At 71.2% G+C, this 19,841-nt stretch carries 18 protein-coding genes and 1 pseudogene; 16 read left to right on the top strand and 3 right to left on the bottom strand.

Translation table 11 applies throughout. From position 1 onward, the window contains the following. Nucleotides 1-381 precede the first annotated feature (381 nt). The 11 genes and pseudogenes from ACZ5AJ_RS11355 (at nt 382) to ACZ5AJ_RS11305 (ending at nt 10,733) form a co-directional block, all read left to right on the top strand. The gene (locus ACZ5AJ_RS11355; RefSeq protein ID WP_464134527.1) at nt 382-1,032 is read left to right on the top strand and encodes an ABC transporter permease; all 651 of its coding nucleotides are present in this window, start codon (nt 382-384) and stop codon (nt 1,030-1,032) included. Continuing rightward, entirely contained in the window at nt 1,029-1,175 is a 147-nt protein-coding gene (locus ACZ5AJ_RS11350) for a hypothetical protein (protein WP_464134522.1), read from the top strand. Before ACZ5AJ_RS11355 ends, ACZ5AJ_RS11350 begins: the two co-directional genes overlap by 4 nt. Continuing rightward, nucleotides 1,148-1,942 (top strand): ABC transporter ATP-binding protein, encoded by a 795-nt coding sequence (locus ACZ5AJ_RS11345; protein WP_464134519.1) that lies wholly within the window; start codon nt 1,148-1,150, stop codon nt 1,940-1,942. Before ACZ5AJ_RS11350 ends, ACZ5AJ_RS11345 begins: the two co-directional genes overlap by 28 nt. 78 nt (nt 1,943-2,020) lie before the next feature. Next, on the top strand, nt 2,021-2,791 hold the full coding sequence (locus tag ACZ5AJ_RS11340; RefSeq protein ID WP_464134515.1) for a type 2 periplasmic-binding domain-containing protein: 771 nt from the start codon (nt 2,021-2,023) through the stop codon (nt 2,789-2,791). 176 nt (nt 2,792-2,967) lie between these two features. After that, nucleotides 2,968-3,735, top strand: a pseudogene (locus ACZ5AJ_RS11335) (sulfatase-like hydrolase/transferase); the annotation flags it as partial. Between the two features lie 172 nt (nt 3,736-3,907). Next, nucleotides 3,908-5,083: a sulfatase-like hydrolase/transferase gene (locus tag ACZ5AJ_RS11330; protein WP_464134511.1), complete on the top strand. Its 1,176-nt coding sequence runs from the start codon at nt 3,908-3,910 to the stop codon at nt 5,081-5,083. A 264-nt stretch (nt 5,084-5,347) separates the two neighbouring features. Beyond that, entirely contained in the window at nt 5,348-6,010 is a 663-nt protein-coding gene (locus ACZ5AJ_RS11325) for a DUF6318 family protein (protein ID WP_464134508.1), read from the top strand. Between the two features lie 421 nt (nt 6,011-6,431). Beyond that, on the top strand, nt 6,432-7,130 hold the full coding sequence (locus ACZ5AJ_RS11320) for a hypothetical protein (RefSeq protein ID WP_464134503.1): 699 nt from the start codon (nt 6,432-6,434) through the stop codon (nt 7,128-7,130). A 304-nt stretch (nt 7,131-7,434) separates the two neighbouring features. Continuing rightward, nucleotides 7,435-8,589: a 3-deoxy-7-phosphoheptulonate synthase gene (locus tag ACZ5AJ_RS11315; protein WP_464134500.1), complete on the top strand. Its 1,155-nt coding sequence runs from the start codon at nt 7,435-7,437 to the stop codon at nt 8,587-8,589. Between the two features lie 185 nt (nt 8,590-8,774). Further along, nucleotides 8,775-9,524 carry a DUF5701 family protein gene (locus ACZ5AJ_RS11310; protein ID WP_464134496.1) on the top strand — a complete coding sequence of 250 codons (750 nt, stop codon included), beginning with the start codon at nt 8,775-8,777 and terminating at the stop codon, nt 9,522-9,524. Nucleotides 9,525-9,713: 189 nt separating this feature from the next. After that, nucleotides 9,714-10,733, top strand: coding sequence for a CorA family divalent cation transporter (locus ACZ5AJ_RS11305; RefSeq protein WP_464134492.1), 1,020 nt, complete (start codon nt 9,714-9,716; stop codon nt 10,731-10,733). 40 nt (nt 10,734-10,773) lie between these two features. Here the strand turns inward: ACZ5AJ_RS11305 and ACZ5AJ_RS11300 are convergent, their stop codons facing one another. From ACZ5AJ_RS11300 to ACZ5AJ_RS11290, 3 genes are all read right to left on the bottom strand, one after another. Next, nucleotides 10,774-11,658, bottom strand: a complete 885-nt coding sequence (locus ACZ5AJ_RS11300; RefSeq protein WP_464134489.1) for an SDR family oxidoreductase — start codon at nt 11,656-11,658, stop codon at nt 10,774-10,776. Between the two features lie 267 nt (nt 11,659-11,925). Continuing rightward, on the bottom strand, nt 11,926-12,705 hold the full coding sequence (locus tag ACZ5AJ_RS11295; RefSeq protein ID WP_464134485.1) for a response regulator: 780 nt from the start codon (nt 12,703-12,705) through the stop codon (nt 11,926-11,928). Next, the gene (locus ACZ5AJ_RS11290) at nt 12,702-14,012 is read right to left on the bottom strand and encodes a histidine kinase (RefSeq protein WP_464134481.1); all 1,311 of its coding nucleotides are present in this window, start codon (nt 14,010-14,012) and stop codon (nt 12,702-12,704) included. Before ACZ5AJ_RS11290 ends, ACZ5AJ_RS11295 begins: the two co-directional genes overlap by 4 nt. Nucleotides 14,013-14,294: 282 nt before the next feature. On the opposite strand from ACZ5AJ_RS11290, the gene ACZ5AJ_RS11285 reads away from it, so the two are divergent. The 5 genes from ACZ5AJ_RS11285 (at nt 14,295) to ACZ5AJ_RS11265 (ending at nt 19,839) form a co-directional block, all read left to right on the top strand. Continuing rightward, a complete protein-coding gene (locus ACZ5AJ_RS11285; protein ID WP_464134479.1) occupies nt 14,295-15,056 on the top strand; it encodes a GAP family protein in 762 nt (253 codons plus the stop codon). 224 nt (nt 15,057-15,280) lie between these two features. After that, nucleotides 15,281-17,074: a carbon starvation CstA family protein gene (locus ACZ5AJ_RS11280; protein ID WP_464134476.1), complete on the top strand. Its 1,794-nt coding sequence runs from the start codon at nt 15,281-15,283 to the stop codon at nt 17,072-17,074. After that, nucleotides 17,071-17,415 (top strand): cory-CC-star protein, encoded by a 345-nt coding sequence (locus ACZ5AJ_RS11275; RefSeq protein ID WP_464134474.1) that lies wholly within the window; start codon nt 17,071-17,073, stop codon nt 17,413-17,415. Before ACZ5AJ_RS11280 ends, ACZ5AJ_RS11275 begins: the two co-directional genes overlap by 4 nt. Continuing rightward, nucleotides 17,406-18,410 carry an ArsA family ATPase gene (locus tag ACZ5AJ_RS11270; protein ID WP_464134471.1) on the top strand — a complete coding sequence of 335 codons (1,005 nt, stop codon included), beginning with the start codon at nt 17,406-17,408 and terminating at the stop codon, nt 18,408-18,410. Before ACZ5AJ_RS11275 ends, ACZ5AJ_RS11270 begins: the two co-directional genes overlap by 10 nt. A 34-nt stretch (nt 18,411-18,444) precedes the next feature. Further along, nucleotides 18,445-19,839 (top strand): alpha/beta fold hydrolase, encoded by a 1,395-nt coding sequence (locus ACZ5AJ_RS11265; protein WP_464134466.1) that lies wholly within the window; start codon nt 18,445-18,447, stop codon nt 19,837-19,839. Nucleotides 19,840-19,841: the final 2 nt, after the last annotated feature.

Below are 19,841 nucleotides of genomic sequence, written 5' to 3'. Positions count from 1 at the left end.
CGTAGGCCGGTGCGCGAGTGAACGTCCATGAATCCTGGACTTGGAGGGGGAGTCAGTCCCGTCAAATCCGCGACAAAAGCAGCCGGACTTACCGGAGAGATAGAGATGGGTGCCGGGCTCTGCCACCAGCACCCACCGCGACAGCCCTGAGCACGACTGCCCAGAGACAGAGTTCTACGTCAGAGACAGAGACAGAGAGAGGCCACGATAACCGCACTGCTCCCCGCGCCTCCGCCCTCGGGGGCATCCTCCGCGGGCTCGCCGTTCGACGATTCCGCAGGCGGCGACGCGGCCGACGGGGCGACGGCGGCCGCCTCCCGCATCGAGGCCCCCGGGAGCGCCGCGCCCGAGGCCGGATCGTCACGGCCTCCCCGGCCCGGCGTGCTCCGCCTGCTGGACCGGGTGCTCCCGCGACGGCTGCGGGGCACGGCCGGCCGCGTCGTCGGCCCGCTGCTGGTGCTGGCGCTGTGGTGGACGGCGACCTCCTTCGAATGGATCTCGCCGATCCTGCTGCCGTCGCCCGCGACGGTCGCCACCGCGTTCCTCGACCTCCTGCAGTCCGGATCGCTCACCGACAACCTGCTGGTGTCGCTCGGCAGAGCCGGTACGGGCCTGGCGATCGGCGTGCCCGTCGGCGTCCTGCTCGCGCTGGTCACCGGGCTGAGCCGTGTCGGCGAGGTGCTCATCGACTCCAACGTGCAGATGCTGCGTGCGATGCCGATCCTGGCGCTGCAGCCTCTGGTCATCGTGTGGTTCGGCATCGGGGAGCCGACGAAGATCCTGCTGGTCTTGCTCGCCGTCACCTTCCCGATCTGCATCAACACCCACGCGGCGATCCGGTCGGTGGACGCGAGCCTGGTCGAGCTGGCCTCGACCCTCGAGCTCTCGCGCTGGGCGTTCATCCGACGCGTCATCCTGCCCGGTTCGATGCCCGGCTTCCTCACCGGGCTGCGGTTCGCCACCTCGATCTCCTGGCTCGTCCTGGTCGTCGCCGAGCAGATCAACGCGACCGCCGGCATCGGATCCTCATGACGCAGGCCCGGACCGTCGCCCGCACCGACATCATCATCGTCGGCCTGGTCATCTATGCCCTGCTGGGTCTGACCTCCGACATCCTCGTCCGCACCATCGAGAGAAGGGTGCTCGCATGGGCTCCCAGGCTCCAGTCGCGCTGAACGCAGATCGCGTCGGCCCCGCATCATCCGTCGGCCCCGCATCGTCCGTCGGCCCGGCCGACGACGTCCCCGTCGTCCGGGCGACCGGTCTCGCCCGAGCCTTCGACGGTCGGCCGATCCTGCAGGGCATCGACCTGCAGATCCGTCAGGGCGAGTTCGTGGCCCTGCTGGGCCGATCCGGCTCGGGCAAGTCCACGCTGCTGCGCCTGCTGGCGCAGCAGGACACCGGGTGCACCGGCGAGCTCACGGTGCCGTCGCGTCGTGCCGTCGCCTTCCAGGACTCCCGGCTGCTGCCCTGGGACCGGGCCCTGCCCAATGTGCAGCTCGGCCTCAAGGACGCCCGCAGCAGGGAGCGTGCGGCCGCGCTGCTCGACGAGGTCGGGCTCGCCGAGCGCGCCCGGGCCTGGCCGAAGACCCTCTCCGGCGGCGAGAAGCAGCGCGCCGCGCTCGCCCGGGCGCTCGCCCGCGAACCCGACCTGCTGCTGATGGACGAGCCCTTCGGCGCCCTCGACGCGCTCACCCGGCTGAGGATGCAGCGCCTGCTGCGCGACCTCGTCGAACGCCATGAGCAGGCCGTCCTGTTCGTCACCCACGACGTGGACGAGGCGATCCTCCTGGCCGATCGCATCATCGTCCTGACCGAGGGCCGGCTCTCGTTCGACGAGCCCGTCGGCCTGCCGCACTCCGGCCGTCGCGCGCACCCGGGCTTCGAGTCGCTGCGGGAGCGACTGCTCGTCGAGCTCGGCGTGGCCGACGCCGACCTGTGACCAGTACCGCGACCCGCTAGCCGGCCCCGCTCCCGCCCCACCGTCCGATCATCTGACCGTCCGACTCCGAGGATCCCCATGCCCATCGTCTCCTCCGCACCGGCCCTGACCCGCGCGGGCTTCCTGCTCGCCTCCGCCGCCGCAGGCCTGTCGCCGACGGCCTGCTCCTCCACCAGCGCCTCCGACGGGGGCTCCGGCTCCTCGACCACGCTGCGCATCGGCGAGCTCGGCTCCGCTCCCACCGAGAGGCAGAAGCTCGACGCCGCCGGGGAGGGCGAGGACCTCGCGTACGGCCTCGAGCACTCGCTGTTCTACTCCGGCCCCGCGTTCATGGAGGCCGTCCCCTCGGGCGCCGTCGATCTCGCGCTCATGGCCGACACCCCGGCGATCTTCGCGCAGGTCGGCGGGACCCCGGTGAAGGTGATCGGTGTGCAGGCCTCGACCCCGGAGGACGTCTCCTCCGTCGAGATCGTCGCGCAGCCCGACTCCGGCTTCACCACCGGGTACTCGTACGTCGTCGCGACGGATGCGGCGCTCGCCGACGAGGCGAAGGTCGAGGCCATCGGCGACTACCTGGGCCGGCTCGGCAGGGCGCTGCAGTGGAGCCATGACAACCCCGAGCAGTGGGCGCCGACGTACGCCTCCCTCACCGGCCTGAGCGAGGAGGTCTCGCTCGCCATCCTCGAACGGAGTTCCGCCGGCCGGGTGCCGATCGACGAGACGGTGATCGCCGCCCAGCAGGAGCAGGCCGACGTCTGCACCGAGCTCGGCCTCATCGCCGAACCCCTCGATGTGAGCACCGAGTACGACGACCGCTTCGACGACCTGCTGACCGGAGCCGACCAGTGACCTCCTTCCCCGACGCCGCTGAGGCGCAGCATCCCGACGTCCGCGGGCACGCTCGCGGGTACGGGCGCTTCCCCGGCCGGATCGGCGAGACGGTCGCCGAGTCCACGCCCGCCTGGCCGCGCCCCCGCACCGCTCCCGAGGGGGCGCCGAACGTGATCATCGTGGTGCTCGACGACATGGGCTTCTCCGACATCGGACCCTTCGGGTCCGAGATCCCCACGCCGACCCTCGAGGCGATCGCCGAGCGCGGCTACCGGCTGACGAACTACCACACGACCCCGGTCTGCTCACCGGCGCGGGCCGCGATCATGACCGGGCTGAACCCGCACCGTGCGGGCTTCGCCTCGGTCGCGAACTCCGACCCCGGCTACCCGAACCTGCGCCTGGAGATCGACCAGGACGTCGCGACGCTGCCGGAGTCGCTCCGCGCCGCCGGCTACGCCACCTTCGCCTTCGGCAAATGGCATCTCACGCGCGATGCGCTCATGCACGACGGCGCCGACAAGTCCTCCTGGCCCCTCCAGCGCGGCTTCGACCACTTCTACGGGACCCTCGAGGGCGCGAACTCGTTCTTCCACCCCAACCAGCTGATCCGCGACAACACCCCGGTGGACCGGGAGGAGTGGCCCGCGGACTACTACCTCACCGACGACCTCACCGATGACGCGATCTCCCAGCTCGCGACCCTGCGCGCGCAGGAGCCCGACAAGCCGTTCCTGCTCTACTTCGCGCACCATGCGATGCACGGGCCGCTCGGTGCCAAGGCCGAGGGCACGCCGCTGCCGCCGTCCTCCGAGGATCCGCGCTTTGCGGTCCCCGCCTGGGACGACCTCGACGAGACCACCCAGGACCTCTACGCCCGGTACATGGAGGTGTACGCGGCGATGGTCGCGAACGTCGACGAGAACCTCGGACGGCTCCTCGGCGTCGTCGAGGAGCTCGGCGAGCTCGACAACACGATCGTCGTCTTCACCTCCGACAACGGAGGCTCCGCCGAAGGCGGCCCGGAGGGCACCCGCTCGTACTTCTCCCGCTTCGTGCACCTGGCCGGACTCGCGCAGGACTGGGAGGCCGACGTCGACCGCGACCCCGATCTCATCGGCGGCCCCCGGCACGATGGTCCACTACCCGCGCGGCTGGGGGCAGGTCTCCAACACGCCCTTCCGGTTCTACAAGGGGCAGACCCATGCGGGCGGCGTGCGCGTTCCCTTTCTCGTCTCCTGGCCGGAGGGGCTGCCGAAGGGGGAGGACGACGACGGCCTGCGCCGCCAGTACCAGTACGTCACCGATCTGACGCCGACGATCCTCGACCTCGTCGGCGTGCCGCGTCTGGCCGAGCGCGCCGGCCGCCCCACGCAGGACGTCGACGGCGCCTCCCTGCGCCCGATCCTCGAGGACGCCGCGGCGGACTCCACCCATCCCGAGCAGTACGCCGAGTTCGGCGGCTCCCGCGGCTACTACCGGGACGGATGGAAGCTCGTCAGCCTCCATCGGCCGGGCATCCCGCTCACCGACCCGGCGTGGGAGCTGTACCACGTCGACTCCGACCCCAACGAGCTCGTCGACCTCGCCGCGCGTGAGCCCGAGAAGGTCGCCGAGCTCGCCGAGGCCTGGCAGGAGGCCGCCTGGCGCAACACGGTCTTCCCTCTCGGGGCGGCCTCCGCGCAGGGCCGGCGTCCTGCCGAGAAGGCCCTCGAGAGGCCCGTCCGGCTGCTGCCGGGGGTGCGCCGCCTAGAGCGCTACCGCTCCTCGAAGCTGACCTCGCTGCGCTCCTTCGATGTGACCGCGGAGGTCGCCGAGGCCGGCTCCGGCGTGCTCGTCGCCCACGGCGACCAGGGCGGCGGGTACGTCCTGTACGTCGAGGACGGTGCGCTGCGATTCGCCTACAACGAGTACGGGCGCCTGCACGAGCTCGATCTCGGACCGTTCACCACCGGTCGCGCGGTGCTCCGCTTCCGCTGGCTGCCGAAGTTCCGCTGGAGCATCGTCGCAGAGGCCGCGGACACGCCTGCCGACGGCGGAGCTGCCGCTGCGGCTGACGGTGGGCACGGGCTCACCGAGCGCGGTCGCCTCGACTCCGTCGCCATGCTGATCGGCATGGCGCCGTTCAGCGGCATCGACGTCGGCGTGAACCGCGGCGGACCGGTCCACTGGGGCCTCCACGCCGCTCACGGCTCCTACCGGTTCGACGGCCGCCTCGTCGCCGTCACCTATGAGCCCGGTGAGCATGCGGACTACGACCCGGCGCTCGTCGAGCAGGTCGAGGAGGAGGTCGCGCAGTACTACGACTGAGCGTCCGCTCGCCTGTCCGCGCGAGGGCCGTCTCGGCGGGGGTGACCTGCCTGGCCGCAGTGCGGTCGACCCGGTTCAGGGACGAGCGATCGAGGGTGTGAAGGACTGCCGCCCGCGGGGAGAGCCCCGCGGGCGGCAGTCCTTCTGTCTCCACGGGGCGCTGGGGAGGAGCATCGGTTATCCACATTCCCGCAGGTGCCGTGGCAACCCAGGACCGGTCTGGCTAGCGTGCCGAGGAACCGTTGAGCTTCCGGAAGGCCGCCGATGTCCTATCGACCCCTCACTCTCACTGCCGCGACGGCGATCCTCGCCCTCTGCCTCGCCGCCTGCGGCGACGCCGCCGACGGACCGCGCACGGATCCACCCGCGACCGTGACCCTCGCCAGCAGCGAGCCCGAAGCAGACGGTGAGGCGAGCGACGGCGGGGGTGACGCCGTCGAGTCGGAGGACTCGGAGGATTCGGAGGCCGATGTCGCGACCATCCCCGCACCCGATCCCGCCGACTATCCCGGCATGGACGAGAACACGCCGGAGGGTGCGGAGCAGGCGTTCCGATACTTCATCGCGCTCACTTTCTGGGGATTCCAGACTGGGGAGACGGAAGAGCTTGAGGGTCGGTTTGTCGAATCTTGTGAGGCCTGCTCGGGCAATGTGGACATGATGAATGAGTTCAAAGAAGAAGGCACATTCTGGACGCCGGTCACCCTAGAGGAGGGAGGTGGCTCCCTCTCGTCTAGGGTGACCGGCGGGGACGAGGACGTCGTCGTGAGTTACGGCTTATTTGTTTCCGCACATTCTGAACCTAATGTGGAGTCTGGAGGTGTGATCGAAGCTGAAAGGAGTGACGTTGCCTTTGGCGCAGGACTTTCTTGGGTGGGGGGTAGGTGGATGGTGGTAGGCATGGACATGGTGGCATTTTATGCGTAAATATCCGCAGGTGGGTTTTGCGATGGCTGGCCTTCTGTTGGCTCTCCCGTTTATCCTTCTTTCGAACGTTGCTGAATCATTTGCGGTCGGGGAGCCAGGGGGGGATTGTGTGAAGTCTGAGATCGTTACGGCTTCCGGAAATGGGGCTTATCTGGTCGATGCAGATGATGCGTCCTCATGTTCTGAGCAGGGTGCAGAAGCTCCCGCGGGGTCCCATGCGGGGGATGCTTCGGTGGTCACCCGTTTCACGCGGACGACCTACACAGCGACTCAGACCGGGAGCTCCTGCACGGACAGCGATGAGGCGAGTGCGAGTGGCGATCAGCCCATGGGTCCTCGCGTCATCACGTGCCGGGCTGTTCAGGACAGCTGCGAGCAGGGGGTCGACTATCGGATCACCGAAGGAGCGAACGGGGATGTCGTGGCGAACGTCCACGGTCTCGCGGGATCAGCGGAGTCTCCTGATGATGGAGAGGATCGCCGTACTGTCGAGTACACCTCTGTCGATCTTGTCGCTGACACGGAGCGGGTGACGGGGTACGGGTGTGTTCCTGTGACGGTTCCGGTGGATGCGGCGGGGGAGCCGGTCGTCATCACGGTTTCGCAGGAGGATTTTGCGGAGCTGCCGGTGGAGGGGCTGGTGGCGCATGCGGGGCCGGAGGTGGGGTGGGTGCCGGTGAACATGGTGAATGTGCTGTATGCGGAGGTGGAGACGCAGGTGCTGGAGACGGAGCTGCTGGGGGTTCCGGTGCGGGTGCGGGCGATGCCGGTGGAGTTCCAGTGGGATCTGGGGGACGGGACGAGGATCACGACGTCGAAGCCGGGTGGTCCGTATCCGTCGGAGGAGGTGTCGGCGATGTATGCGTTTGAGGGCTGGTATGACATCACGTTGACGACGACGTTCGCGGGGCAGTTCTCGGTCGACGGGGGTCCGTGGCAGGACATCGTCGGGGAGATCGAGGTGGCGTCGGAGCCGGTGGAGATCTTCTCGAAGTCGTTCGAGGCGCGGCTGGTCGATGGTGATGTGCCGGTCGATGAGGAGGCGGATCCGTGGATCCCTGAGCGGACCCCGGACACCGAAGGACCCATCGACCCCGAGGCGAAGCACATCACCCTGTGACCCGCGATCGGCCCGCCGCACCCCCAAGCACTGCGACCGGACCGCGGCCCGCGCGGCGCGGCCAGTGCGCGGATGCCACCGGAGGCGATCCGCTCCGCGGAACCAGGTTGGACGCCGACGAGGCGTGATGTACGGTGCCGCTCATGACGAACCGATGGTTTACCTATGCGAAGTCGGCCCTGGAGGGGCCGGCGACGGCATAGCGTCACCATCCCTTCAGAGCCGACAGGGCAGAGCGCAAGCTCTGCCCTTCGCCGTTCCCGGCGGGCTCTGCATGGGTCCGCCCCTCCCCAGGACAGGACCTATGACCTCGACACTCACCTCCCCGGTTGCCGCTCCCACCAGCACCGCGACCATCCCCGACCGGAACATCGCGAGCTTCACGTCGCTGCCGACCCCCGCCGAGCTCCTCGAAGAGCTCCCCCTGGACACCGAGCACGAACAGCTCGTCGGCCGATCCCGTGAGCAGGTCCGCGCCGTGCTCTCCGGCGAGGACGACCGGCTGCTGGTCGTCGTCGGACCCTGCTCGATCCACGACCCGGAAGCCGGTCTCGACTACGCACGACAGCTCGCCGGCATCCAGGACGAGGTCCGATCGGATCTTCTGCTGGTGATGCGCACCTACTTCGAGAAGCCGCGCACCACCGTCGGCTGGAAGGGCCTGATCAACGACCCGCATCTGAACGGATCTCACGACATCGCCACCGGCCTGCGACGAGCCCGAGGCTTCCTGCGCGACGTCACGAGTCTCGGGCTTCCCTGCGCGACCGAGTTCCTCGAACCCATCAGCCCCCAGTACATCGCCGACCTCATCAGCTGGGGAGCCATCGGAGCGCGCACCACCGAGAGCCAGATCCACCGTCAGCTCGCCTCCGGGCTGTCCATGCCGATCGGCTTCAAGAACGGCACCGACGGCGGCATCCAGGTCGCCCTCGACGCGATCAGCGCAGCCTCCTGCCCGCAGGCGTTCCTCGGGATCGGAGCCGACGGCTGTGCGAGCCTCGTCTCCACCCTCGGCAACCCCGACGTGAACCTCATCCTGCGCGGCGGCGCCGACGGCCCCAACTTCGGCCCCGAGCACGTGCGTGCCGCCTCCGACCGCCTCATCGACAACGGCCTGCCCGCGCGTCTGGTCATCGACGCGAGCCACGGCAACAGCGGCAAGGACCATGTCCGCCAGGCCGAGGTCGCGCACCTGCTCGCCGACCAGGTGTCGGCCGAAGCCGCCTCCCGCAGCGAGTCCGCGACGGACCACGATGGTGCAGCCCGCGGCCCGGCGATCGCAGGCATCATGCTCGAATCCAATCTCGTCGCCGGCGCGCAGAAGCTCGACGTCGCCGTCGGCCCGGCCGGGCTCGTGCGCGGCCAGTCCGTGACCGACAAGTGCATGGACTGGGAGTCGACCGCGGAGGCGCTGCGCGCGCTCGCCGCAGGTTCCCGTCGACGCCGACAGGGCTGAGGCCGCCCATCCCCCTCGGTGCGCAGCCCTCCCAGGCATAGCGGGCGCACTGGCGGAACCGAGCGCGGTCGCAGACCCGAGCGCAGAGGCGAGCCCTGGGCCGAGGGGCGCACACATGCGGGAATACCGTGCGTCCCCGGCCCGTTGCCTACCAGTCCTGCGCCCGGTCCACGGAAGGATGCCCGATGCCGCACGACAGCCCCCAGCACCCCGACCCTCAGCAGACCGACTCTCACCCGTCCGACTCCCTGCACCCCGACGCTGCGGAACCCGTCGCGGCCGAACCCGGCCTTTCGCACCCGAGCCTCCCGACGCTCGCCGCGCAGGCCCAGCGGCTCATCGACCTGGGCGTCCACGAGATCGCCGGCCTGGACGCGCAGCAGCTCCGCGACGCGGCCGACGTATGGGGCAGCGACCGGACCGATGCGCTGCTGGTGGTCCGCCCGGACCTCGCCCCGCCGTCGGCCCTGGCCCCGCTGATGCGGCGCGGCGGGAAGCCGGGCTTCGTCGTCGTGGACATGGACGACGTCGACGACTTCGCGCCGACGGGCATCGAGCTGCCAGGGGACGGTCCGACGTACCTCCTCGAGGATCCCTCGCGCGGCGAGGACTTCGAGAACATGACCCCGCAGGAGGCCCTGCCGGAGATCCTCGCCCGCGGACGCACTCCGCTCCTGCTCACCGAGGGCATCCACTGGGCGCTCCAGGTCCCGGAGATCATCGCCCCCGGCCACTGCTTCATGACCATCGGCTCGCGGAGGCTGAAGCTCGGCGGGAAGCATGATGCGCGCACGCCGGCGCTCTGGATCTCGGGCGGCACCGGCCGTGATGGGAAGGACAGGAGAGGCGCCCCGAAGGTCGGCTGGTGCTGGTGGGGCAACCGGCACACCTGGCTCGGGATCGCCTCGGCCGACAGGAGGTCCGGACGGCCGTGACGTGGTGGCCGTGACGTGGTGGCCGTGACGCGGCGGCTGTGACCTGGTGGCCGTGACCCAGCGGCCGTCGGCCGTGCTTCGCGGCAGTCACCGGCGACGCGCGCGTCGCAGTGGACGCCGACGGCATGGTGCGCCATGGTGTCCGCACGAGGCGCGGGCACAGGACAGCGCCGGTGAGGAGAGCATCCGATGCGCATCGTGACCAGCGCCCAGGAGTGGGACGAGCACCGCCGGCAGGAGGAGAGCGGTCCCGTGTGCGTCCTGGTCGGCCCCCAGGACCTCGGTGCCGCCGGAGCACCTGCGGGCTCCGGTGCTGACCGTGGGATCGCGCGCGAGGTCGCGGAGCATCTGGGCCTGCGCCTGCCGATGCGTCCGGGGACGGCGCGCCGTCCGTCGGCCGCAGTCGACGGCGACCAGCTGGAGCTGGTGCTGTTCGTCCTCGGAGCAGACCGCTCCCAGCATCGGCTGGAGATGCTCGCCGCGCCGTCGGGCCTGCTGGTGGCGGCCGACGACGCTGTGCTGCAGTCCGTGCGCGCCCACCTGGGTGACGGCCGCCTGCGGGACGGCGCGGCCCTCGACGACACCTGGGCGATGGTCGTCGCGATCATCCTCGGCGTCGCCCGACGCTGCGAGGAGATCCTCGACGACCTCGACGACGAATGCCAGGCCATCGCCGAGCGCGTCACCGGATACCGGTCCTCGCCGGAGCGGCGGGGCATCGCGAGGATGCGCACCGACCTGTTCCGGATCCAGGAGTTCCAGGCCGCCCAGCAGGAGCTGCTGTCGAAGGACGAGGAGACCGCGCAGCACCTCCTGCAGAAGCTCGACGACGGGAGCACCGGAAGCGCGGGCAGCGCTGGGAGCGCTGGGAGCTCCGCCTCCCATGGCCGCCGCTCGACGCGCCTGCGGCATCTCCTCCAGCGGGCCGCAGGGGCGTTCGCCGCGAACCGGGCGCTCGCCGAGCGGCTCTACGCGATGCTCGGCGACGTCCTCGCCGAGCAGGACGCCGTCGTCAACGAGCGCCTCACGCTTGTCGCGACGATCTTCCTGCCGCTCACCCTCGCGACCGGATTCTTCGGCATGAACTTCGCCTGGATGGAGGACCGCGTCGGCTCCCTCACCGCGTTCGTGCTGCTGGGGGTCGTGCTGCCGGTCGCCATCACGCTCGCCACCCTCGCCGTCGTCCGACGCCTCACACGCTCCGCGTGATCCTGGCCAGCGCGGCCAGCGCGGCCAGCGCGGGACCACCTCACTCCTCGCGCTCGGGCGCGGCCTCGTCGTGCGCGGGCTCCTCGGCGGTGGTGTTCTCGGTGGGCTCCTCGGCAGTGGTGCTCTCGGGGGCGACGACCGTCCAGGAGCTCTGGTCCGCCGCCCACCGGCTGGGCACGGGACCGAGCAGCTCAGCGTCCGACGGTGCGAGCAGCACCCCGGCCTCCAGCTCCGGCAGGGCCGGATGCGTCCGCTCGATCGGCCGCGCGTCACCCACCGCCTCGAGACGCAGAGCCGTCAGCTCCGGGAGACGGATCGGCTCGGGACCGGCGATCTGACGATCCCGCGCGGTCAGCGGATCGTTCGCGGAGACCGGATCCGCGACCGCCGCCTCGGCGCACTCCACCAGGACCTCTGCGACGGTCTGCACGGCGATCGGCTGGATCAGCCAGTCCTGCACCTCGATGCGGTCCTCGTGCTCGGTGACCGCCGCCGGGTTCATGGCGAACTCCATCCACTGCGCGGAGCGGACGATCGTATGGGGGAGGGAGGAGTCCTTCAGCGCCTGCTCCTGGGCGCGCTTGGCCAGGTAGTAGGGGAAGCCGTCGAAGGCCGGCGCGCCGATCCCGCAGATCGACAGGTGCACCAGGTGCTGCACCCCCGACTCCTGGACGGCGGCGATCAGATGCTCCGTCGCGCCCCGCAGCGCCTCCACCACATCAGCATCGGGATCGGCAGGCAGTGCGTTCGACGCATCGATCACGACATCCACCCCGGCGAGGCTCTCGGTCAGCCCCTCGCCGGTGCTCAGATCGACGCCGGTGGCGCGGGACAGCGGTACGGCCACGTGGCCGGCGGCCTCGGCGGCGGCGACGACATGCGCTCCGGCAGTTCCGGTGGCGCCCAGGATCGCGAACTTCGACAAGGCAGGTCTCCTTCGAGGATGGGAGAGGGACATGCAGGGGCATGAAGCACCAGCGCGCATGCTTCCCCCGACGTCCATTGCATCCTGAGCACAGCTGAGCGCGCGGACAGGTCAAGGAGTCTTTGCCGGACAGCGATCAGTCTTTTCCCAGCTTTGGCACTGAGGGTGATCCGTCGAACGCCGCGGCATCCCCGTCCGTGATCCGTCGCACGGACCGCTGTAGCAGTGCGGCGGGGAGCCCGGCCGGACCGCATCTGATCCTCGCTCTCATCCCCGGTGCTGCTGCCACCACAGCGCAGCCTGCACCCGTGAGTCCAGGTTCAGCTTGGCGAGCGCGTGGGAGATGTGGGACTTGACCGTGCTGACCTCGACGAACAGCCGTGAGGCGATCTGCTGGTTCGACAGTCCCTCGGCGACCAGGGCGAGCACCTCCTCCTCGCGGCGAGTGAACTCCGGTTCCGGACCGGGGCGCCCGCCGACCGCCGGTGCCACGGCGGGGGAGCGATGGGACGCCGCGGCGGAGCTGTCGGACGCTGCAGGGGAGCGGTCGGTCGCGGCACGTCCGCGCAGCGCACCGAGCACGGTGCGGGTGGCGGCGGGGGAGAGCGCTGCGTCGCCCCGATGGACTGCGCGGACGGCCTCGAGGATCCGCTCGGGCTCCTCGGACTTCACGAGATAGCCGTCGGCACCGGCGGCGAGCGCCCCGAGCACGAACTCGTCGAGGTCGAAACCAGAGATGACCAGCACGTCCGCGTCGATCTCCCGGAGTCGTGGAGTGATGTCGATACCGGTCGCACCGGGCATCCGCACGTCGGTGAGCACGACGTCCGGGCGATGCTCGCGGGCGGCGTCGAGAGCGGAGGGACCATCCGTCGCCTGCGCCACGACGCTCATGTCGGGGGCGGAGTCCAGCAGGGCGACCAGGCCGGAGAGGACGGCGGGATGGTCGTCCGCGACGACGATGCGGATCGGCGCGGACTGCGGAGCGGCCTCCGGACCGGGCCCCGGTCCGGCAGCCGAGGAAGAGTCTTCGGAGGCGGCGGTCATCGGGGGATCTCCTCGGACGCGGCGGGACTGTGCACGGCGGGGCGGGGTGCGGCAGGGGAAGGCGGAGCGGCGGGCAGGCGGGCGAGGACGTGCCATGCCCCCGGATCGTCGGCCAGCGGACCGGAGATGGCCTCGCCGCCGACGGCCGCCGCGCGGTCGGCGATCGCGCGACGCCCCATGCCGCTGCCTGCCGCCGACGGGTCGCTGCGCCGGTTCACGAGCTCGAGGACGACCACGGTCTGAGCGCCGGCGTCCCGTGGCTGGGGCTGGGGCTGGGGCTGCGGCTGCGGCTCCTGCTGGGGGCGGGGCTGCGACTGAGATCGGGACCGGGGTCGGGCCTCGTCCGAGGTCTCGAGCCGGACCTCCAGGGCGATCGGGGCCGCGCCGTGGCGCACCGCATTGGTGACGGCCTCGGCGCCGAGCCGCAGCAGGGCCGCCTGCACCGCGGGCGCGACGGCAGCGGGGTCGTCCACCCTCTCGTCGACGACCACGTGGGCCGCGGGGTCGCGGCCCCGCAGACGGTCGGCCAGAGAGGACCAGCTCAGCGTCACGGTCGGCTCGCCGCCGGACTCCTCCTCGGCGAGCACCCCGATCATCGAGCGCAGATCCCGCAGTGCTGCGAGGGCGGAGTCCCGCGCGGTCGCCAGGGAGCTGCTGCGGGAGGCCTGATCGGGCAGGGATGCGGCGAGGCTCGTGTGCAGGGAGACGGCGCTGAGGTGGCCGGAGATGACGTCATGCAGGTCGTGGGCGATGCGTCGGCGCTCGGCCTCGACGGCGCCGGCGGCCTGGGCGGCGGCGAGCTCCTGCTGGAGCTCCGCGAGGTGCTCGGCGGCCTGGCGGGCGGTGCGATGGTGGCGCACCTCCCAGCCCCACAGGAGCGGGACCATCACCACGAGCGCCGCGACCATCACGATCATCAGCACGTGCATCTGCTCACCGAGCACGCCCGCCGTCAGCATCCCCAGGGCCGTCGCGGCGACGCCCAGCCTCGTCGTCCAGCGGGCGAGGCGCGCGCTGCCGTGCATGACCGGTTCGAACATCGCCTCGAAGAACAGCACGTACGCGCTGACCTGGCCACCGAGGGCCATCTCGACGAGGGACAGCGGTCCCGCCACCGCCAGCACCGTCCACGGTCGGCTCCGACGCCAGGCGATCGAGGCCGAGGCGACCAGCATCATGGCCATCGACGCCTCCAGGGGCAGGCGCGGCCCGTCCTGCACGAGGCTGCCGTTGGAGAGGCCGGACAGGGCCAGAAGCACCACGAGCGCCGCGTAGCCGGCCGCGGTCAGGACGTCTCGGCGCTCCATGCGTCTCGGGCCCGTGCCAGCTGCTGCTACGCCGGCTGCTGCTACGCCGGCTGCTGCTCCGCCGGGCTCGGCTCCGCCGGGCGCGAGCCCGCTGCGGAGCGCGTGAGGGGGATCGACGGAGGCCATGCAGACGAGGGTAGGCGGACGGCGTCGGAGGCGCTCCCCTCCCGGGGGCAGTCGGCACCAAGGGAGGAGCCCGGGGCGGCATCCCCGCGCGCAGCCTCGGCAGATCGGCACCTCCGGGGGGGGACGCCGGGGTGCGGCGCCGACAGCATGGAGGGCATGGACTTCCTGACCGACGTCACCGGCCTCACCGAGGTCGCGGGCCCGCTGGGTCTGATCATCCTCGCGCTGGTGGACTCCACCTCGATGGGGACCCTCGTCATCCCCGTCATCCTCCTGGTGACGGCCGACGGTGGGGCCCGGCGCGCCGCGACCGGCACCCTGCTGTACCTCGGGATCATCGGCGCCTTCTACCTGGCGCTCGGTATCGCGCTGCTCGCCGGGCTGCTGCCGCTGATCGAACGCTTCGGCCATCTGCTGACGACGATCCCGGTCATGACGGTGCTGGCCGCAGCGGGCGTCGGCCTCGTCGTCTGGTCGTTCCGGACCGATCCGGCGGCGATCCGCAAGCGCGGCGGCGACCCCGAGGCCTCGGCGAAGCGCTGGTCGGACAGGGCCCGACGGGCCGCGGGTCGTCCGCGCACCCTCGTCCTGCTCGCGCTCGCCGCGGGGTTCGTGGAGGCGGCGTCGATGATCCCCTATCTCGCCGCGATGGGCATCATCGCCGACATGGGGATCGGGCTCGCCCGGGGCGCCCTCGTCCTCGTCGGCTACTGCGTGGTGATGATCCTGCCCGGCGTCATCCTGTGCGGCCTGCGCGTCCTCGCCGGACGCCGCGCGGACGCTCTCCTCGATCGGGTGCATGCCTGGTTGATGCGCAGCGCGGCGTCGGCGTTCTCCTGGGCGATCGGCATCATCGGCGTGATCCTGGTGCTGAACACCGCCGGTCCTGTCATCTCAGCCCTCTCAGGCGGGACGTGAGAGCGGGGCCGGAGGACGGGAGGGCGGGGCCGGTCCGGCAATAAAGGCGACATCTCCCAGAATCGGCCCGCTCGCCGCCCGCTGCCCCTACGATGCCGGTATCGGGTCCGACGAGGGGCACGATGCATCCGAGGCCGACGGAGGCCGTCGGGGGCATGCCGCCTCGCGGGCGCGCTCCCTGCCCCCGACACCTTCCCCCCGATCCTCGATCCAAGGACAGTTCCATGAACTCCCTGGTCCTCGCCATCGTCGGCGTCGGCATGATGATCGCCGGCTACCTCCTCTACTCCCGCTTCCTCGCCCGCCGCGTCTACCGGCTGGACGCCTCCTTCCGCACGCCCTCCCACGAGCTCCAGGACGGCGTCGACTACGTCCCCACCAACAAGTTCATCCTGTGGGGCCATCACTTCACGTCGGTGGCCGGTGCGGCGCCGATCGTCGGCCCCGCCGTCGCCGTGATCTGGGGCTGGCTCCCCGCCTTCCTCTGGGTCACCCTCGGCACCGTCTTCTTCGCCGGCATGCACGACCTCGGCGCCCTGTGGGCGTCGGTCCGCAACCGCGGGCAGTCCATCGGATCGCTGTCGGCGAGGTACATCGGAGCGCGCGGCAGCCGCCTGTTCCTCGTGGTGATCTTCCTGCTGCTGCTCATGGTCAACGCGGCCTTCGCGGTCGTCATCGCAGGCCTGCTGGTCTCGACGCCCACCGCGGTGATCCCGACCGGGGGAGCCCTCGTCGTCGCAGTGCTGATCGGCCAGGCCATCTACCGGTTCCGATGGAACCTCCCGCTGGTCTCGGCCGTGGGCGTGATCGCGCTGTACGGGCTGATCCTGCTGGGCGACCAGGTGCCGATCGTGCTGCCCGAGAGCGTCCTGGGCCTGAGCCCCACGGCGTTCTGGATCGTGCTGCTGTTCGTCTACGCGGCGATCGCCTCGGTGCTCCCGGTGTGGGTGCTGCTGCAGCCCCGTGACTACATCAACGGCCTGCAGCTGTTCATCGGCCTGATCCTGCTGTACGGGTCGGTGCTGATCCTCCATCCGGAGGTCGTCGCCCCGGCGATCAACGCGAACGTCCCCGAGGGGACGCCGGGCATCATGCCGCTGCTGTTCGTCACCGTGGCCTGCGGCGCCATCTCCGGATTCCACGGCATCGTCTCCTCCGGCACGACCGCCAAGCAGCTCGACAAGGAGACGGACGCCCGCTTCGTCGGCTACTTCGGGGCGGTCGGCGAGGGACTGCTGGCGCTCGGGGCGATCATCGCGACGACGGCCGGCTTCCGCACGCTCGCGGACTGGGAGGCGGTCTACAGCGCCTTCAACGAGGGCGGTGTCGCGGCGTTCGTCGACGGCGGCGGCGCGATCCTGAACGCGGGCCTGGGCATCCCGACCTCCCTGTCCGCCACGATCCTCGCCACCATGGCGGTGCTGTTCGCCGCCACCACCATGGACACGGGCGTGCGCCTGCAGCGCTTCGTCGTCCAGGAGATCGGCGAGGTGGTCGGTGCGAGGCTGGGGACCGTCCTGGCGACCGCGATCGTCCTCGCCGTCTGCCTGGGCCTGACCTTCAGTGCCGGTGCCGACGGCTCCGGCGGCATGATCATCTGGCCGCTGTTCGGCACCACCAATCAGATCCTGGCGGGACTGACGCTGTCGATCCTCGCGGTGATGCTGATGCGCAAGCGGCGCCCGGTCCTGCCGATCATGCTGCCGCTCGTGTTCGTGCTGTTCGTCAGCGTGTATGCGCTGATCATCCAGCTCGGCGGCTTCTACCGCGACGGGAACTGGCTGCTGCTGGTGCTCGACGTGATCATCCTGGTCGCCGCGGCGTGGGTGATCGTCGAGGCCGCGGTCGCCCTGAACCGCGCCCGCAGGGATCCCCCGGAGCCCGACGACGGCGACGCCCGCCCGGATGCTCGTCGCGATGGCGGAGAAGGCGGTGAGCACGGAGAGCGTCCCGACGCCGGCGACGGCGACGACGAGGACTTCGACGAGGTCGGGAACGTCGGCCGCGGAGGAGCATGAGCACCGCCCGCGGCCGACGGCCCGCAGCGGGCTGGCAGAGCTTCGCGACAGGCCGGCAGGGGCTCGCGACAAGCTGGCAGAGCTTCGCGACGGGCTGGCGGCGGTTCTCCGCCGGGCTGCACGAGTTCTACGTCGGTCCCTACCGCCAGACCTTCGCCCGCGCCGAGCGGGAGGAGGACGACCTGTTCAGGATGCTCGTCATGAGCGAGATGCTGGGCGTGCCCAATCCCGCCGCCGGGTTCACCGAGGAGCTGCTGCCCGTGCTCTACGACGGCTTCCATGAATGGCATCTGCGGATGGGGATGGACCGATCGCCCCTGGAGGGCTTCCGATGCTGCTGAACCTGGCGCTCGGACACCGCGTGCTGTTCCTCGGGGGCAAGGGCGGCGTCGGCAAGACGACGGTCGCCTCGGCGGTCGCCCTCGCGGCCGCGCAGCGGGGCCGACGGGTCCTCGTGGTCTCCACCGACCCTGCCCACAACCTCGGGCATCTGTGGGGCCGCAGGATCGGGGACCGGATGGTGGAGCTCGCCCGGCCGACGGCCGACGGCGGGATGCTGCACGGCATCGAGATCGACCCGGGAGCCGCCGCGGACCAGCATGTGCGCGAGGTGGGCAGGACCCTGAAGGGCATGATGCCCGCGCAGCGCCACAGCGAGGTCGACCGTCACATGGACCTGTCGCGGCGCTCGCCGGGCACGCACGAGGCCGCGGTCCTCGAACGCATGACCGACCTGGTCGAGCAGGGGCTGAGCGACGCCGACCTGGTCGTCTTCGACACCGCGCCCTCCGGGCACACGGCACGGCTGATGGCGCTGCCGGAGCTGATGACGGCATGGACCGACGGGATGCTGCGCAGCCGCAGGAGGAGTGAGAGGCTCGGCGCGGCCCGGCGCGGCCTGCAGGGCGGGGAGCCCGATCCGCAGGAGGCGAGGGATCAGGAGATCCGGGCGCTCCTGATGCGTCGACGGGACCGTCTGGCGCATCTGCGTGAGGTCCTCACCGACGGGTCCACCACCTCCTTCGGGATCGTCCTGGCCGCGGAGCGCCTTCCCGTCCTCGAGACCATCGACCTGCACGAGGAGCTGACGGGGCTCGGCATCGACGTGGGCGCGCTCGTGGTCAACAGGCGCTCCCCGGCGGACCGCGGGGAGTTCCTCGCGCGCCGCCGTGCGCTCGAGGAGCAGCATCTGCTCACGCTGCGGGATGCGCTCCCGCGCGCACCCCTGCAGGAGATCCCGCTGATCGACGGCGACGTGGTGGGCGCCGACGCCGTCTCGGCATTCGCCGAGCACCTCACCGCCCGGTCTCCCGTGCCGGAGCCTCCCCGGCGCTGAGGACCACGGGCCCGGATGCTCCTAGTCTGGGGCCATGAGCATCGACGACACGGAATCCTCCAGCATCCCCTCCAGCACTGTCCCCTCCGGTCGAGCCAGCGCCTCCGCCCGTCCTCTCCCGACCGCATCCCGCAGCGCCTGGACGCTGCCCGGCCTGCGGCTGACCGACGTGACGCTCCCGGTCCCGCTCGACCACGCGGAGCCGTCGGGCCCGAGCATCGAGCTCTTCGCCCGCATCGTCGAGGCCGACGGCGGAGCGGACCGTCCCTACCTGGTCTTCCTCCAGGGCGGCCCCGGCTCGGAGGCGCCGCGTCCGCTGACCGCCGACACCCCCGGATGGCTGACCAGGGCGCTGGAGGACTTCCGGGTCGTCCTGCTCGACCAGCGCGGCACCGGCCGCTCCACCCCCGTGGGCCTGGACGTGGTGCTGCCCGAGGGCGTGCTCGGCGGTCCGTCGTCGGCCGACGATCCCCGCACCCTGCGCGAGGCGACCCCCGAGCAGCAGGCCCGCCATCTCACCCGCTTCCGCGCCGACGCGATCGTCCGCGACGCCGAGCTGCTGCGCGAGCATCTCGGCGCGGAGAGCTGGTCCCTGCTGGGCCAGTCCTTCGGCGGGTTCACGGCGCTGCGGTACCTCTCCGCCCACGCCGGTTCGGTGGACACCGTCCTGTTCACCGGCGGACTGCCCACCGTCGGCCCCCACATGGATGCGGTCTACACGATCACCTGGGAGGGGATGATCGCCCGCAGCGAGCGCTTCTGGGCGCGCTTCCCCGAGGACCGCGACCGCTTCCGGCGCCTCGCCGATCTCGCAGGCGCCGGCCGGCTGCGCCTGCCCGACGGGCAGAGCGTCGGCGTCGAGCGCCTGCGCCGCCTCGGACACCTGCTCGGAGGGTCGACGGGCCAGGAGAAGCTGCACCTCCTGCTGGAGCTGGATCCGTCGTCGGCCGCCTTCGCCCATGACCTGGCGAGCCTGCTGCCCTTCGGCGGGCGCAACCCGATCTACGCCGTGCTGCACGAGTCCTGCTGGGCGGACGGGCTGGCCACCCGTTGGTCCGCCGACCGCACCATGCCCCTCGCGGTCGCCGAGGATCCGACGCTGCTGGCAGGCGAGCACATCCACCGCGACCTGTTCGCCGAGGACCCCGAGCTCGCGCCCTGGGCCGAGGCCGCCGACCTCCTCGCCGACCACGTCTGGCCCCGCCTCTACGACGAGCGCTCCCTGCGGGAGGCGACCGCGCGCGGCGCCGCCGCCGTCTACTTCGACGACGCCTACGTCCCGCGCCAGCACTCGCTGCCCACAGCGGACCTGCTCCAGAACGTCACCCCGTGGGTGACCAGCGAGTTCGAGCACGACGGCCTGCGTGCCAGCGGCACCGGCGTGCTCGAGCACCTGCTGGACCTGGCGGCCGGCCGACGGGCCCGCTGACG

The organism is Brachybacterium zhongshanense (genome assembly GCF_055385755.1).
The sequence above is the reverse complement of the archived record's forward strand: the minus strand, read 5'-3'. Positions and strand labels throughout refer to the sequence as shown.

What these genes read in the sequence shown, in the direction of transcription:
- ACZ5AJ_RS11350 (WP_464134522.1), top strand. Translation starts at nt 1,029, where the DNA reads ATGACGCAGGCCCGGACCGTCGCCCGCACCGACATCATCATCGTCGGC.
- ACZ5AJ_RS11345 (WP_464134519.1), top strand. Translation starts at nt 1,148, where the DNA reads ATGGGCTCCCAGGCTCCAGTCGCGCTGAACGCAGATCGCGTCGGCCCC.
- ACZ5AJ_RS11340 (WP_464134515.1), top strand. Translation starts at nt 2,021, where the DNA reads ATGCCCATCGTCTCCTCCGCACCGGCCCTGACCCGCGCGGGCTTCCTG.
- ACZ5AJ_RS11330 (WP_464134511.1), top strand. Translation starts at nt 3,908, where the DNA reads ATGGTCCACTACCCGCGCGGCTGGGGGCAGGTCTCCAACACGCCCTTC.
- ACZ5AJ_RS11325 (WP_464134508.1), top strand. Translation starts at nt 5,348, where the DNA reads ATGTCCTATCGACCCCTCACTCTCACTGCCGCGACGGCGATCCTCGCC.
- ACZ5AJ_RS11315 (WP_464134500.1), top strand. Translation starts at nt 7,435, where the DNA reads ATGACCTCGACACTCACCTCCCCGGTTGCCGCTCCCACCAGCACCGCG.
- ACZ5AJ_RS11310 (WP_464134496.1), top strand. Translation starts at nt 8,775, where the DNA reads ATGCCGCACGACAGCCCCCAGCACCCCGACCCTCAGCAGACCGACTCT.
- ACZ5AJ_RS11305 (WP_464134492.1), top strand. Translation starts at nt 9,714, where the DNA reads ATGCGCATCGTGACCAGCGCCCAGGAGTGGGACGAGCACCGCCGGCAG.
- ACZ5AJ_RS11295 (WP_464134485.1), bottom strand. Translation starts at nt 12,705, where the DNA reads ATGACCGCCGCCTCCGAAGACTCTTCCTCGGCTGCCGGACCGGGGCCC.
- ACZ5AJ_RS11290 (WP_464134481.1), bottom strand. Translation starts at nt 14,012, where the DNA reads ATGGAGCGCCGAGACGTCCTGACCGCGGCCGGCTACGCGGCGCTCGTG.
- ACZ5AJ_RS11285 (WP_464134479.1), top strand. Translation starts at nt 14,295, where the DNA reads ATGGACTTCCTGACCGACGTCACCGGCCTCACCGAGGTCGCGGGCCCG.
- ACZ5AJ_RS11280 (WP_464134476.1), top strand. Translation starts at nt 15,281, where the DNA reads ATGAACTCCCTGGTCCTCGCCATCGTCGGCGTCGGCATGATGATCGCC.
- ACZ5AJ_RS11275 (WP_464134474.1), top strand. Translation starts at nt 17,071, where the DNA reads ATGAGCACCGCCCGCGGCCGACGGCCCGCAGCGGGCTGGCAGAGCTTC.
- ACZ5AJ_RS11270 (WP_464134471.1), top strand. Translation starts at nt 17,406, where the DNA reads ATGCTGCTGAACCTGGCGCTCGGACACCGCGTGCTGTTCCTCGGGGGC.
- ACZ5AJ_RS11265 (WP_464134466.1), top strand. Translation starts at nt 18,445, where the DNA reads ATGAGCATCGACGACACGGAATCCTCCAGCATCCCCTCCAGCACTGTC.